Consider the following 14,969-nt stretch of genomic DNA (forward strand, 5'->3'; position numbering starts at 1 on the left):
ATGGATTTTGAAATAAATTATCTTTCTTTTTATGTTGTACAAGTAGAAGGAAAAGGTGAAGCAGTTGATAAACGCTATAAACATTTTCAAACATTAGACGCTGAAGAATATGAAGATAGCTCTTTAAAAGAATTTTTGAATGGTGAATTATTAAAAATTTCAAAGCGAAAAGTAGAACGTCATGCCAAAACGGAACAAGCCCCAACAAAGATTGGGCGCTTTATTGTAGAAGAAGGGCACGAACTCGATTCAAACCCTCATTACAACCTATTTAATCGTATTCGTTTTGCAGAAACAAAAGAAAACTTCAAAGATATGAGCGAGCCTCTCGTTTATACATATCTTGACACAAGCGCTGTTCGTGGTGGTGTATTTTTAATTGCTCAAGCAAAACTACGTAAATACTTTGATGACCCGTTCGTATTCGTTATGAAATGTGACTTTGAACCGAAAGTTGCCTCTATTTCAGATGAATCAACGCTTATTCGTAACGTTGAAATGGCCATCACAACGAAGAATATGAAATCTATCCAATATCCGTACATGCCTGAAGAAGGTATGGTTGAAGTAGGCGAACTAAAAATACACCAAGCATCACATGCCCGCTACTTCGAGGACTTCTTAAAATTCGTCGAATACGAACGCTCTATGCCTGAAATTATGAAAACACAAGTAATGGACATGGTATACGACCAAATTGAAGATGTATTTGAAGAAGGTACTGAAGAACGCGAACAATTCGACCAAGCAATGGAAGTATGGGCTGCCAGTCCGAAGCGGGAGATTATGGAACAATTTTCAACCGAAGAAGTAATGGAAGCTACCGCTCAAATCGTCGAGCACGCCCCAGAAGTGGAATTAAAGCTAAAAGCAGATCATATCTCTGTGAAGGCCCTGCTTGCTGATTTCGGAGATCAAATACATATCGCGAAGGTAAATGACCGATACGTATTAATGATTGAGGCTGATACACTTACGTTTGAAAAAGGCTTCTCTCCTATTGAGTTTCTGAAGCCAGATGAGTTGCAAGATGTGATTGAGCGGATTGAGAATAAGCAACAGTTTTCATATAATCCGAACGGGGTTGAATAAAGAAAATCAAGTAACCAATAAACATGTTTTAAATAACAACTATGTGTCTACAAATGAGACCACACAATACTAAAAATTTCGATTCTAACATTGAATAAATGCTTCCCTATAACTATTTTTTTACTGAGCGCTATTAACAAAGCGCTCTTTTATTTTGGACTTACTTGACGTTTACTTTAAAAACCGATTCTACTAAGAATCGGTTTCTCTGCTTTATAACAAGATGTGCTTATTTATTAAATTTTTTTGATTTAAGATAAAATTTGTTGCAGTATCTAAATAAATTCGTTCCTTGTTGTACAAACATATTTCCAGTTGAAATATCCTTTTCAATATGTTCTTGTATACAACGTACTACAATTTTTTCACTTTTTACTAATAGACCCAGTCCTTCTATAAGTTTTTGATGTTTTTCCTTATAGTCACTATGTATGTTATTAAAATAAAAATTTCACTTTACTACCTCAAATTTATTGTACTCGTAAAAAGATAATTGAAAACGATATTCTGGATGCTCTCTCACCCAATCGTAGGCTTCTTCTAAAATATCCATTTTATTTTGTAGGTCATTAAGTTCACTGCATTCGTCCCTTCTCTGTTTGCACAGAGGGCAGAACCCATTCACTATCGTGGCACTCATCGCACAAATAGTTTTATTTTCTAAGTCAACTAATATATGAAGAATAAGAGAATGTTCTGCTGTTGTAGTCACCATCATTTCAGCAATCCTATCCTCATTCCAAAAGACACCGTTTAATTCCATCTTTACGTTAATATCTTTGATATCCAAATTTATCATCATCGCATCTCCCATATATATAACGCTTATCTTACTCTTCAATTTTAATCTTTAATCCACCGCGGTTTAAAGATATATTAAGCTTTTTCTAACTCCTTTTTACTATAAGAGGAAGTGTAATAAAAATAAAAAGTGATGTGAATATAATATAAAAAATAAAACAGTTAAAATGTTAAAGATTGCTTCCATTTAACTGTACCCTCTTTCATTTTTATGAGCTCTTATTTTATTAATATATTTTAAAATTCTTACGACGCCTTAATTTTCAAAGCAATTATAATAGCCAAATTACAACAACAAATTGATTCCTAATTAAATTTGAATACTTTACTCATCCGTCAATACGATGACTTTAAATTTATATAGCTAGAAATGGAGGAGAATGTCACCTAGACTGTGCATTCTCCTCCATCTCAGCCAAATATTTAAGCTGCCGCTCCGCTTTTCTCACCGCTGTAGGGAAATGTTTTTTCAGAAGTTCTACTGTATTTTCACTTATATAATACCTTTCCGTTATACTTTCCCACGTTTCACTACTTTCAAATGTACTCCACACAAATGGTCGTTCTGCATGTTTCTTCAGTTCTTTAAACACCCATTTTCGCATCTTTTTTTTCGCTTTTTCTGTTAGTTTTCCGTTCTTTACAAGTTCAAGCTCACCATGTCTCTTGTATCGCTTATTAATATCTCTCTCGCTATATATTTTAAGAAGTATATTTGCTGTATTCTCAGCATCTGCTAAAGCGCGGTGCTGCTTTCCTTCCCACGTTAAACCGAGTTGTTCTACTGCAGATTGTAAACTTGGTGTATGCTCAAATAATTCTTCATACGCTTGGAAAACAAATTTTTGCAAATCAAATCTACTGTCTTTTTCCATACACGGGCATTCTAGGCCATGTAATGTACAATCATGAGATAGAAAATGATAATCTTCTTTTCCCCATGAAATAAATACAGAATCTTCTCCAATGAACTGAATAAATTTCTCTATAATTTGAGGGAATTTCTCTACACCAATTAAATCTTTTTTTGTAATTCCCGTTAATTTTGTCGTATGACGAGTAAGTCGTGCACCCGGTTTTACTAACTCCGAAAATTCTCCAATTACCTTCATTGTACTTGCTTCTATTTTTACAGCTCCGATATCAACTATCTCTGACGGATCTTCTGATTTATACGGTCTAAAATTTCTCTCTATATCAAACACAATAAAATGTGTAGCGTTTTTCAATTTATTTACCTCTTTCTAAAATCCTTTTCACACACATACTTTATTTTCAGTATCTATTTATTCATACACTTTATGCATGAAATACCTCGTATAAAAAACAAAAATTCAGTCTTATTATCATATGTACATTGGAGGATATTCAATAAGAACGCAAAAAAAAGAAGGGCGAGCCCTTCTTTTTTTCAAAAATTACTTCTTGTTAACGTTAGTAGCTTGTGGTCCACGGTTACCTTGTTCTACTTCGAAAGTAACTTCTTGACCTTCTTCTAAAGTTTTGAAGCCGTCGCCTTGGATAGCTGAGAAATGAACGAATACGTCTTCTCCGCCTTCAACTTCGATGAAACCGAAACCTTTTTCTGAGTTAAACCATTTTACTTTACCGTTTTGCATGAAAAAAATCCTCCTACAATGTACCTATATGTACATATTCATTTTCAACCACCTTACAATAATAAACCAGACATTAAAAAACTGCAACCCCTGAGGAGATTTAACATTGCTATCCTCCTCGGAAGTTACAGCTCATTTAAATCTCTATATTATTAAAAGTAAAATGGTTTAAACATACTATATCATATCAATATAATAAAAGCAAAGTTTTTTTTGCTAAACAACTTTTTTCTTCCACTGCATCGCTTTTGATTCACCTGATCCAGCTACAACATAGCCTTCTTTTTGATTAACAATGCGCCAACCATGCCCTTTAACCGAGTCACATACTGTAACAATCCCTTCATTAAGATGCACACGGCAAACCGTGCTAACGCCCGCCTTATTTTGCGTTGAAGTCGTATATAGCACATGTTGATCTACACTTAAGTCTAAATAGCTACTAGCTTTCTGCTCACTTTGACATGTATGCCAATATAGTTTTTCATTCTCAATACTTTCATCTATTTTACAAAAAGAAATATTACCACCAATTCCTTTACACGATCCACTTGCTGCTACTAGATAAGAATTATGTAGAGTCAACGCAGAAATCATTTGATTCATCGCTATTTTAATTCTTTTTAATTTACGTTTCTCTAAATCAAAAAGCCAAACACCACCATATTTCGCATGTATTTTCGTACCAATAAATAAGTAATGTTTATATAAGAATAACGAACGAATAGACGGTGCATCACTGCCATAATCAAGAAATGGATGAATGGTCTCCCATGTAGAACCGAAATTATTAGAAAGATACAATGTTTTATCTCCATGAGCAATGACAGTTCCTTGTACATTACTACACACATTCCAACTCGTTGCTTTTGTTGGAAAACGCTGAATTGTCCAGTTCTCTCCACCATTCATGCTACGAATAAAAGTCCCTTCGTCGCCTACACCATAAACTATATTATCTACGCTATGTAAATCCCGAATTCGTTTTTGAAAGCCATTTAAAATCTGTTTCCATTCTCCGTCTTGTTCAATAAATAAGCCATCATATGTAGTAGCTAACATAAGTTTTCCATCTCTTAATTTTGTAATAGCAGTTGCACTTAACATTGTCTCCACGTTGACACTCCCATTCTTAGAACTTCTCAGCAAATGCAATTGCAAAATTATTGCATTTTTCAATATCCTCTTCATCTTCTGGAGATAATTCAATTTTCAATCCTTCTTGTACAAGTTCTGCACCGCGTTCTACAAGACGTTCTTCAAATATCGTCACCGCTTCACAAAACAGTTCATATGCCGTATCACCTGATCCAAATACAGCTGCTTTTTTTCCTGACAAATCTATATTTTCTAAATCCTCGTGGAAATCTTCTGCCTCAAACGGCAATTCACCATCGCCCCACGTATAAGATCCTAAAATAATTCCATCATAAGCTAGCAATTCTTCAGCATCCATGCCTTCCATCTCTTGCAATACTACTTCATGATCAAAAGCATCCAAACTTACTTTTATTAAATCAGCAATACTCTCTGTATTTCCTGACATACTCGCATACGCAATTAAAATTTTCGCCACTTTGGCATCCCCCTCTTGCAATGAATGATTCTCATTCTCATTATATTAATAATGAGAATCAATTTCAATTATATTTTTCATTTTTATTTATTCCATACAAAAAAGCACAGATGACTATACAATCACCTGTGCTTTTTTATTACTTTTTAAAAATACCAAATGGCTTTCCAACTGGTAAAACAACTTTTCCGAAGTGTGTATTTAACACTGCTGCGGCTGAACCATAGAAAGATAATAATGAAATACATAGTTCAGAATATGCTGCTAAATTATGCATTGCGTGCGGCATAACACCTAAAGTACTTAATGAAAGACCAATAAATAAGAAATCAATAAGTACGAAAATCATAAATAATACTTTATGTGTTTCCATTGCACCAATCGTCATAAAGATTGTGAAAATTAAATATCCGATAAAGGCTACACCAAGCTGTTTTGAATCTGCAGTTTGGGCTAATTTTTCGCCGAATACTCCAAGTTGAATTAACCAAGTCATTCCAACACCTAACCAAAACAGGCCGTACGCACCAAATGCTGTCGTACCGAACGTGTTGTTATGCTTTGCATCGTGAATGCATGCAAAGATTTGTGCAAATCCCCCTAAAAAGATTGCCCATGGTAATACAAGTGAAACGCCATCTGTTAAACCTAACTTTTGAGATGATGCTACAAGTGTTACCATTGCTAATCCAAATAGACCGATTCCAGATGGATCTGCTGTTGTCATTTTCACATGATGTGTAGTAGTTTGATTGCTCATATAAACCTCCTGATTATAAACATACTCGAATACAATACTTAAATCAGCAGGCTATGTCAATGGTTTTTTTTGTATGTTGTCAGACCTTACATCTTATAATAATCGAATATACTTTCGACCACTTCGTAAGGTTTTATATTCACATTTTTCAACTCATTTATCGGTATCCATAACGGAATATAACAACCTCTATCTTTCTGCTTAAACTCCTCACCTTTTCCGCTTCCGAATACTCCGTCCGTAATATAGGCTTCATAATAATATTCGGTACCTTTATACTTTATCTTTGTAATAAGGTGCTTTACTTCTATATGTAACCCTAATTCTTCGTATATCTCTCGCTTCGTTGCCTCTTCCGATGTTTCTCCTTCTTCTATTCCACCGCCTGGAAAAACGTAATATACTTCATCGTCTCGAACACGTTTTATTAGAGCAATTTTTCCATCCTGTACAATAATAGCCACGCCGCGATTTCTCATCATTTTATTACCTCAATACGAACCGCAACTGTTCCCCACTTTTCTTCTTGTTCTTTCGTATATATTTTGTATGTACTTTCTAACATTTCCTCTAAACTATCATTTTCACAATCCAATAACTTTTTATCAATTTGCTCGTACATTTCTTTAAAGCTTTCGTATCGCTTTACTTCCGTTACTTTTACAACCATCGTTTCTGCTGTCGTAAGGTTCGTAAATACAATTTCATCGCCTTGTTTTATAAGTTGACGTTTTTTATCGTATAAGCGTACTTCATATACCTTTTTTCCTGATTGAATTGACTGAAAAGGTTTATTATATAACCCCATTTCGTATCTCATCCACTCCACTCCCCGTTATTCATTTTCTCTACTAACATACTTACATCTTACTAATTCATACAACACAGTTCGCCTTACTCCACCTTGCATATAATGTTCCATATCCATTACTTGCTTTAGAAAGGATGCTAAATTTGTTATGTTATATTTAAATCAAAAACCTGAATATAGTAAATATGATATTGGTGATTATACTTATAGTAAAGTAGGTCCAACTATTTTTTCTTGGAATGATGAAACGAAATTGAAAATAGGTAAGTTTTGTTCATTAGGAGAAGAAGTCGTTTTCATACTTGGCGGCGAGCATCGTGCTGATTGGATAACGACTTACCCATTTAATGCTCTCTTCGATGAAGGAGCACATATTACTGGTCATCCTTCATCAAAAGGTGATATCGTAGTCGGCAATGATGTATGGATTGGTTATCAATCCTGCGTTTTATCTGGTGTTACAATTGGTAACGGGGCCATTATCGGCGCAAAGAGTGTAGTTACAAAAGACGTACCTCCATATGCAATTGTAGCTGGGAACCCTGCCAAACTAGTTCGCTATCGTTTTTCACAAGAAACCATTGAAAAACTAGAAAAACTTGCATGGTGGGACTGGGATATTTCTGTCATAAAAGGAGCTATTCCATTTCTACTCTCCAACAAAACCAATGAATTTTTCACCTCACCCGAAAAAGAATCTACATGATTGATACACATAAAAAAGAGCATCCTATTCTTACAGGATGCTCTTTTGGTATTTATTTTTTATTTATTTGTAAGTGATTACATGGAGAACATTGAAATGGAATTTTATCTAAGCAATTAAAGTTCGTTTCGCAAATTTGTTCTATCGTTGGAACAAATGGGATGACTACCATGTTACTTTCTATTATTTGTGTAACAGGTGGCAATACTGTACCTACTTGATGTTCAAAGCGAATACTCGCTTGGTTAATATAATTTCCTGAACCACTTGGTGCGCTCTGAACTACTACTTGAAACGAAACTGTCCGCGCTTCACCCGGATTTAAATTTCCTATAAGAAACCCTGATACTGGACTTACATTTCGTAATGGAACACTATCGACTATTACGCTTCCAGGGATAAATCGAACACTACTATCTAACATGTCTTGAAAACGAATATTTTGCATGACAGTATCACCTGTATTTGTAATGACTGTCGTAAACGTAATGACATCTCCAATTGTTGCTGTTTGAAGATTTGCCGTTTTTACGACTGTCGTTGAGACATTTTGAGGGATAAACGGGATAACAACTGTATTACTATCACCTTCAACTACTACAGGCGGCTCATTCGGATTTACAGTTGCGAGCCCAGTCGCTGTAGCAGTATTTGTAACTAAATTATTTATTTGTCCTCCCGTTATTACAACTTGGAAATTAATAATTGCCGCATCATTTGGCTGAAAATCACCTAACGGAATACCCGTATTCGGATTGGCAAATGGAAGAGGTACATCATTTACCGTTACCGTGCCATTTATAAATAACGTATTTGGATCAATGATATCTGTTAAAACAATATTCGTCACAGGAACTGTACTATCATTTATGACGGCAATGCCGTAAGTGACAACATCTCCTACCATTGCTACTTCAAAGTTTGCTCCTTTTGCAACAAATAAGATTGCAGTATTTACCGTTACAATAACTGTATTACTCGTGTCCATCACTGTAACTGGCGGTTCACCTGGTACTAAAATATATTCTGCTGATGCCCCAGCAACGTTCACTACTGTACCACCATCTGGAAAACTCGTAATCGTAGCTTCATATGTTACAATCGCCGTCTCACCGACTGGAATGTCCAAAATCGTAAATCCAACCTGCGGATTTACTCCCGGACGCGCTACTCCATTTACCGTTACACTATTTGGTACAAAAACAGCTTCCGGAGATAGCACATCAATAAATTGAACATTCATTGCGTCAGCCGTACCAGTATTTAATATACGAACACGATACGTTACCGTTTCTCCTACTCCAACAATTGAATGATCTACTTCTTTCAGCATATCTAAACTGCCTCTATTTACTGGTGTGACTGTCGTATTACTTGAATTGGTAATTGTAAACGGTGGTTCTCCTGGAATCAATTCGAAATTACCAGTTACTCTCGCTGTATTCATAATGCTACTAGAAGGCGGAATTGAAATTACATTTACTTCAAATGTGATTAATACGCTATCCCCTACTGCAAGATCCGGTAATGAAAAGCCTACAAAAGGATCTAAACCTACTTGCGGAATCCCATTTATTTGTACACTTCCAGGAACAAATTCTAAACTAGGTGATGGAACATCGATAAACTGAACATTCGTCGCTGTTACCGTTCCCGTATTTGTAACTTGCACACTATACGTTAACGTATCTCCTAAACGTGTCGCTTCTTTATTTACAGATTTTATAATGCTGAAACGTCCTCTATTTATTCTTGTTATAGTCGTATTACTCGGATCTGTCACTATAACCGGTGGTTCTCCTGGCACTAAAGTAAAACTTCCTGTTATATTTGCAACGTTCGTAATTGTTCCTGATGACGGGATGGTTGTAACTGTCGCTTGAAACGTCACTATAACCGTTTCACCAACTGGTATATCTCCAACTCCAAAGCCAGTAATCGGATTTAAGTTTAGTTGCGAAACTCCATTTACCGTTACACTATTTGGTACAAATGACGCTCCTGCTGAAATCGTATCAACAAACTGAACATCGTTAGCTATTACTGTTCCTGTATTCGTTATTTGAACCGTATACGTTAATACATCTCCAACGAGAGTAGCCGCTCTATTTACTTGTTTAATAACATTAAATTGTCCTCTATTGACAGTTGTGAGTGTTGTATTGCTCGGTTGGTTTACTATAACTGGTGGTTCTCCTGGTACTAATACAAAGCTACCTGTTACATTTGCCGTATTGACAATTGTTCCGTTTGATGGAACACTAACAACTGTTACTTGAAATGTTACTTCTACACTTTCACCTGGATTTATATCTGGAAGCGGGAATCCATTATTCGGATTGAATCCAGGTTGTAACACACCGTCTATCGTTACACTGTTCGGCACGAATGCTATAGAAGAAGGTAATACATCACTATATTGAACATTCGTTGCTGTCACTGTCCCTGTATTTTGAACTACTGTTGTATAGGTGATTGTATCCCCTACTGCAACAATCGGCTGACTCACTGATTTTAATACATTCAAACCAGATTCATTTATTTCTGTTAATGTCGTGTTACTTGTCGTCGTTTCAGTAATAGGTGGTTCTGTTTCACTTACAGCAAATGTCGCGGTAACGTCTACAAAGTTAACAACTGTACCACCTTCTGGTATGCTCGTTACCGTCTCCTGATATGTGACAAGTACAAAATCATCTACAGGTATATCTGGAACTGTAAAACCAATGAAAGGATCTAATCCTGGTGCCGGTACCCCGTTTATGCTCACACTTCCTGGTACAAATGCTACACCCGCGGAAGTAGTATCTATAAATTGAACATTCGTCGCTGCCACTGTTCCAAAATTAAAAATCAATACATCATACGTTAAAATTTCTCCTACAGTCGCTACTTCTTTATCTACTAGTTTTAACGGAAAAATAAACGCTATATTAATTGTCGTAACGACTAAATTCGTTAATATCGTTTCCGTAATCGGTGGTTCCTGCGGATTCGGTTGTGAAGTAAATGTAACGTCAGCATCGTTTAATATGACTTCATTATCTGGAATCTCTGTAATTGTCACTTGGAATGTTACCGTAATACTTCCACCAGCAATTAATAATGGAGTAACAGTAAATCCTATTTCTGGATTTAAACCAAATTGCTGAACCCCACCTATCGTTACACTATTTTCGACAAATGTCGTTCCTTCCGGAATGACATCTTGGAAGAGTACATCTGTAACAGGTATAATTCCTACGTTCGTAATTAGCACGCTATACGTTAATACATCTCCAACAGCCCCAGTCGCAACGTCAACTGCTTTTGTTGCTGTTACTTCACCAGGAGGAGGTAACGGTATTGTAACTACTGTCGTATTACTTGAATTTGTCGTTGTTACAGGTGGTTGTAAAGGATTTAATAAGAAAGTGGCTGTAGCAGATGCCGTATTTAATACTGCTCCGCGTGGGGATGGCGTAACTACTGTAACTTGGAACGTTACTGTCACTGATGCCCCAGCTGCAATATTAGGAAGCGGGAAACCAATATTCGGATCTAAACCAAGCTGTGAAATTCCATTTATCGTCACACTGTTTGCGACAAATGCTGTTTCTGGAGCAATTGGATCGATGAAAGAAACATTCGTCGCTGGTACTGTGCCGTTATTTCGAATGACAACAGAATACGTATAAGTTTCTCCAAATGCCGCTTGTTGTACAGATGAAGATTTTTGTATATTTAACTGTGCTGTGTTTACTTGTGTCACGACAAAATTGCTATTCGTAACAGTCGTTATTGGAGGGTTTGCTGGATTTATAAGAAAACTTGCAGTAACGTTCGATTGGTTTCTAATATTTCCACCGCTCGGAACACTCGTCACTGTAACTTGAAACGTAATCGTAGCCGTTTGTCCGACCGGAATATTTGGTACTGGGAAACCTGCCATAGGATCCGCGCCTTGCTGAACAACTCCATTTATCGTCACACTATTTGCTACAAACGCAGTTCCAACAGGAATCGGATCTTGAAAAATAATATTCGTTGCAGGAACAGTTCCTGTATTTTGAATAAGAATTGTATACGTTAACGTATCTCCTACGCCTGCTTGCGGTGTGTTTACACTCTTTATTACATTAATTGATCCTACATTTACTCGCGTCACAACAATATTACTAATCGTTACAATTGTAATTGGTGGCTGCAGAGGACTTACTTGGAAATCAGCAGTTACATTCGCATTATTCGGAAGAACTCTATTTGGTGGTACACTCGTGATCGTCACTTGAAAAGTAACTGTTACCATCCCTCCTACTGGAATATTAGCAAGTGGAAATCCAGTTGTTGGGTTTAAACCTGGCTGAGGCGTTCCATTTATTGTTACACTATTTGCTACAAACGTTGTTCCAGATGGAATTGGATCAAGGAATGATACATTTGTCGCTGCTACTGTTCCACTATTTTGTATACGAACTGTATACGTTAACGTATCTCCTACACCTGCTTCAGTAGCACTTACACTTTTCATTACATTTAACCCTGAAGAATTCACGACTGTCATAACAGTATTACTTGGTACTGTTACAGTAATCGGTGGCTCTGTCGGATTTACAAGGAAATCTCCAGTTACATTCGCATTATTTACGACATTATTTCCTTGGGGAATTTCATCAATTAATACTTCAAAAGTAACAATTACACTCGCACCAGTAGGCAAATTATTTAATGGGAATCCAAGTTCTGGATCTGCCCCTTCTTGTAAAACACCATTAACAACTACACTATTTTCAATAAATAATGTCCCTTGTGGAATTGAATCTTGGAAAAATACATTTGTAGCTGGTACACTACCTGCATTTATAACTTCGATTGTATATACTAAAACATCCCCTACCGTTGCAACATCTGTATTCACTGCTTTCACAACTTCAAAATTCCCTGATTGTACAGTTGTATTCACAATATTACTCGGTACATTGATTGTTACTGGCGGTTCGCTCGGATTCACTTGAAAACTTGCTGTTACATTTGCTTGATTTAAAATATCTTCATTTTCTGGATCCTGTACAATTAATACGTCAAATGTGACTACAACTGTTTGAGCCGCAGGAATATTTGGAAGAGAAAATCCTGTATTCGGATTCAATCCACTTTGCGGTACTCCATTAATTGTTACAGAATTTGCAACGAAAGAAACAGCGGAAGAAATAATGTCTTGGAAAAGCACATTTGTTAACGGAACATTTCCTGTATTTTGGACGGCAATTGTGTATGTTAAAGTGTCCCCTACTGCCGCTTGCGTTGTATTCACTTCTTTTATTACATTTAAACCACCCGTATTAACTTGTGTCACTACAGTATTCGTTTGTCTATTAATCGTTACTGGCGGCTGATTTGGTTTAACGACGAAATTAGCAGATACATTTCCACGATTCGCAATCGTACCTCCTGATGGCGTAGATGTCACTCGTACTTGAAAAGTCACTGTCCTACTTCCGCCGGGAGATATATTTGCTACCGCAAACCCAGTCGCTGGATTTGCCCCAGGTTGCGAAACCCCATCTACAGTCACACTATTTGCAATAAAAGTCGTTCCAATTGGGATTGGATCTTGAAAAACAACATTCGTCGCAAGTACATTTCCTGTATTCTCAATTGTAACGGTGTACGTAAGAACGTCATTCACTGTCGCAAAAGCTCTATCCACTGTTTTTCTCGTTCTTATATCAGCTATATTAATTGTAGTAACTACGGTATTACTCGTCGCTTGACCTGAAATTGGTTGTTGACCAGGCACTGGGGTAAAGGTAAAGGTTGCACTTGCACGGTTCGGTATTGGATTGACAAGAGGGTTCGATGTCACTCGTACTTGAAAGCGTACTACAGTCGTTTGCGATGCATTAATACTTCCAAGATTAATACTACTTGATGGATTCGCTCCTGGACGTGCTACTCCATTAACCGTAACACTATTAGCTACAAATGTTGTTCCTGCAGGGATACTATCAACAAAAATAACATTGTTTGCAGCAACATTCCCATTATTCGTCACATTAACTGTGTACGTTAATACATCATTAAGAGTTGCCGTCTGTAGATCTACAGATTTTTGCATACTTATAGTCGCTTGATTCACTGTCGTTTGTACTGTGTTTGAAGAAGACGTACTTGTAATAGGGGCACTACCGACAAAAGGACGGAATTGATATGACACCATTGCACGATTTGGAATAGGATTTGGGTTCGGGAACGATGTTATTCGAACTTGAAATGTAACAATTCTTTGCGTGTTATTTGGGATTGTACCTAAATTAATTCCATTCGCGGGATTCGCACTCGGTTGCGTTACTCCACCTACCGTTACACTACCTGCTACGAATGTAGTTCCGTTCGGAATACTATCTTGTAATACAACGTTTTCTGCACTTCCTGTTCCTGTATTCGGGACCGTAATCGTATAGGTGAGAGTATCCCCTACCCCTGCAACGGTTCTATTTACCGATTTAACAGGATTAATGATTGGACCTGTTGCATCAATTTGAACACCAAAACCAGCTGCAGCGTATCCATCTCCATTTGTGACAAAGCGAACAGTTGCTGACGTCTGATTGTTTACTAAAGATGAGGAGGCATCTACATTCGTAATATCCCACCCTTGTCTTCGGATCGCTAAAGCTATTCCTAACGGCTGATTCAGATTTCCAAATGTTCCGCTCGTATCTAAATTTCCATTGTCATTACAAATTTGTGACTGAAAGAAATTATTTGCAGGATTTCTCGGTCCGAATAAAGTAACTGTAGCATTTGCATTCGGCCCAAAACGAAGTTGATCTCCAACAATGTTAGCATCACCTTCTTGGGCAGTTACAAGTACTCTTCCTGTAACTGTTCCCGTAGACGGCGTTGCAAAACCTGAAATAACAGCATCTACTGGTGGTGATGATGCCTCAATAATTTCTTGTCCTGCATACACCGATAAATTCCTTAGTGGTAAACTCACATTTTGATAAACTACCTCAAGCGTCCAGCCAACCGAACGACTAATTGTTGAATCAGCTGAAGTTCTTGCAGCTGGCACGGCACCTGTTGTATATGTGCCAGCCCCACCTGCACTAATAAGGTTCGTTACGTTAGCAGAACGACTATAATAAAACTGCTTCCCTACTGAACCTTGCTGGGCAGTTGCTGGGTCTGGTGTAACAGAAAATGTCCCCGCTGGTGTTGTAAAGGTAATATTATCATTTAAAAACGCAGTAACATCCTCCGTATCAGTCCGGTATGTGCCAGCCCACACAAGTTCTGCGTATAAGACACTACTCCCTGCTGGAAGGTTCAAAATTGCACTTGCAGAATTTAATCGCCAATCATTTGTCGTTCCTGCTGGGAATCCTGGCACTTGAAGCGATGTATTTACCGTAGTAAATACATCAATCGTACCGAAATTATTGCCTGGTGCAGGAGATGTAGGACTGAGTCCCAACGTGTTCCCAGTGAACGTGACGGCACCAGTAACTGTCGTTGTAAAGCGATTCATAAAAGGCACGTAATCATCTCATTTCATTTATAGTAAAAAGTGCTCTATACTATAAAATGTAGACAAACTATAGAGTGTACGTTGTCCA

11 protein-coding genes are annotated in these 14,969 nt (G+C 37.1%); 2 read left to right on the forward strand and 9 right to left on the reverse strand.

What is annotated here, in order from left to right; genetic code table 11:
* Window positions 1-1,092, forward strand: coding sequence for a DUF3900 domain-containing protein (locus F0362_RS17190; RefSeq protein ID WP_149889908.1), 1,092 nt, complete (start codon window positions 1-3; stop codon window positions 1,090-1,092).
* A gap of 451 nt (window positions 1,093-1,543) precedes the next feature.
* Here the strand turns inward: F0362_RS17190 and F0362_RS17195 are convergent, their stop codons facing one another.
* The 8 genes from F0362_RS17195 to F0362_RS17230 all read right to left on the reverse strand — a co-directional run bounded on the left by F0362_RS17195 (window position 1,544) and on the right by F0362_RS17230 (window position 6,668).
* Window positions 1,544-1,891, reverse strand: a complete 348-nt coding sequence (locus F0362_RS17195; protein WP_000609017.1) for a hypothetical protein — start codon at window positions 1,889-1,891, stop codon at window positions 1,544-1,546.
* Between the two features lie 385 nt (window positions 1,892-2,276).
* Entirely contained in the window at window positions 2,277-3,122 is an 846-nt protein-coding gene (locus F0362_RS17200; RefSeq protein WP_000786410.1) for an exonuclease, read from the reverse strand.
* A gap of 189 nt (window positions 3,123-3,311) precedes the next feature.
* Window positions 3,312-3,512: a cold shock-like protein CspB gene (cspB, locus tag F0362_RS17205; RefSeq protein ID WP_001179148.1), complete on the reverse strand. Its 201-nt coding sequence runs from the start codon at window positions 3,510-3,512 to the stop codon at window positions 3,312-3,314.
* Between the two features lie 216 nt (window positions 3,513-3,728).
* Complete coding sequence (locus F0362_RS17210; protein ID WP_000449503.1) at window positions 3,729-4,628, reverse strand: WD40/YVTN/BNR-like repeat-containing protein; 900 nt, start codon at window positions 4,626-4,628, stop codon at window positions 3,729-3,731.
* A 16-nt stretch (window positions 4,629-4,644) separates the two neighbouring features.
* Window positions 4,645-5,088, reverse strand: a complete 444-nt coding sequence (locus F0362_RS17215; protein WP_149889909.1) for a flavodoxin — start codon at window positions 5,086-5,088, stop codon at window positions 4,645-4,647.
* Between the two features lie 139 nt (window positions 5,089-5,227).
* Window positions 5,228-5,848, reverse strand: a complete 621-nt coding sequence (locus tag F0362_RS17220; RefSeq protein WP_000070943.1) for an acetate uptake transporter — start codon at window positions 5,846-5,848, stop codon at window positions 5,228-5,230.
* An 86-nt stretch (window positions 5,849-5,934) separates the two neighbouring features.
* The gene (locus F0362_RS17225; RefSeq protein WP_000986157.1) at window positions 5,935-6,330 is read right to left on the reverse strand and encodes an NUDIX hydrolase; all 396 of its coding nucleotides are present in this window, start codon (window positions 6,328-6,330) and stop codon (window positions 5,935-5,937) included.
* The gene (locus F0362_RS17230; RefSeq protein ID WP_001268354.1) at window positions 6,327-6,668 is read right to left on the reverse strand and encodes an ASCH domain-containing protein; all 342 of its coding nucleotides are present in this window, start codon (window positions 6,666-6,668) and stop codon (window positions 6,327-6,329) included. The genes F0362_RS17225 and F0362_RS17230 overlap by 4 nt, the downstream gene beginning before the upstream one ends.
* Window positions 6,669-6,807: 139 nt before the next feature.
* On the opposite strand from F0362_RS17230, the gene F0362_RS17235 reads away from it, so the two are divergent.
* Window positions 6,808-7,365: a CatB-related O-acetyltransferase gene (locus F0362_RS17235; protein WP_000966319.1), complete on the forward strand. Its 558-nt coding sequence runs from the start codon at window positions 6,808-6,810 to the stop codon at window positions 7,363-7,365.
* A 52-nt stretch (window positions 7,366-7,417) separates the two neighbouring features.
* Here the strand turns inward: F0362_RS17235 and F0362_RS17240 are convergent, their stop codons facing one another.
* Window positions 7,418-14,890: a DUF7507 domain-containing protein gene (locus tag F0362_RS17240; protein ID WP_001116425.1), complete on the reverse strand. Its 7,473-nt coding sequence runs from the start codon at window positions 14,888-14,890 to the stop codon at window positions 7,418-7,420.
* Window positions 14,891-14,969 lie beyond the last annotated feature (79 nt).

Source organism: Bacillus sp. BS98 (assembly GCF_008432245.1).
Lineage (GTDB): Bacteria > Bacillota > Bacilli > Bacillales > Bacillaceae_G > Bacillus_A > Bacillus_A toyonensis.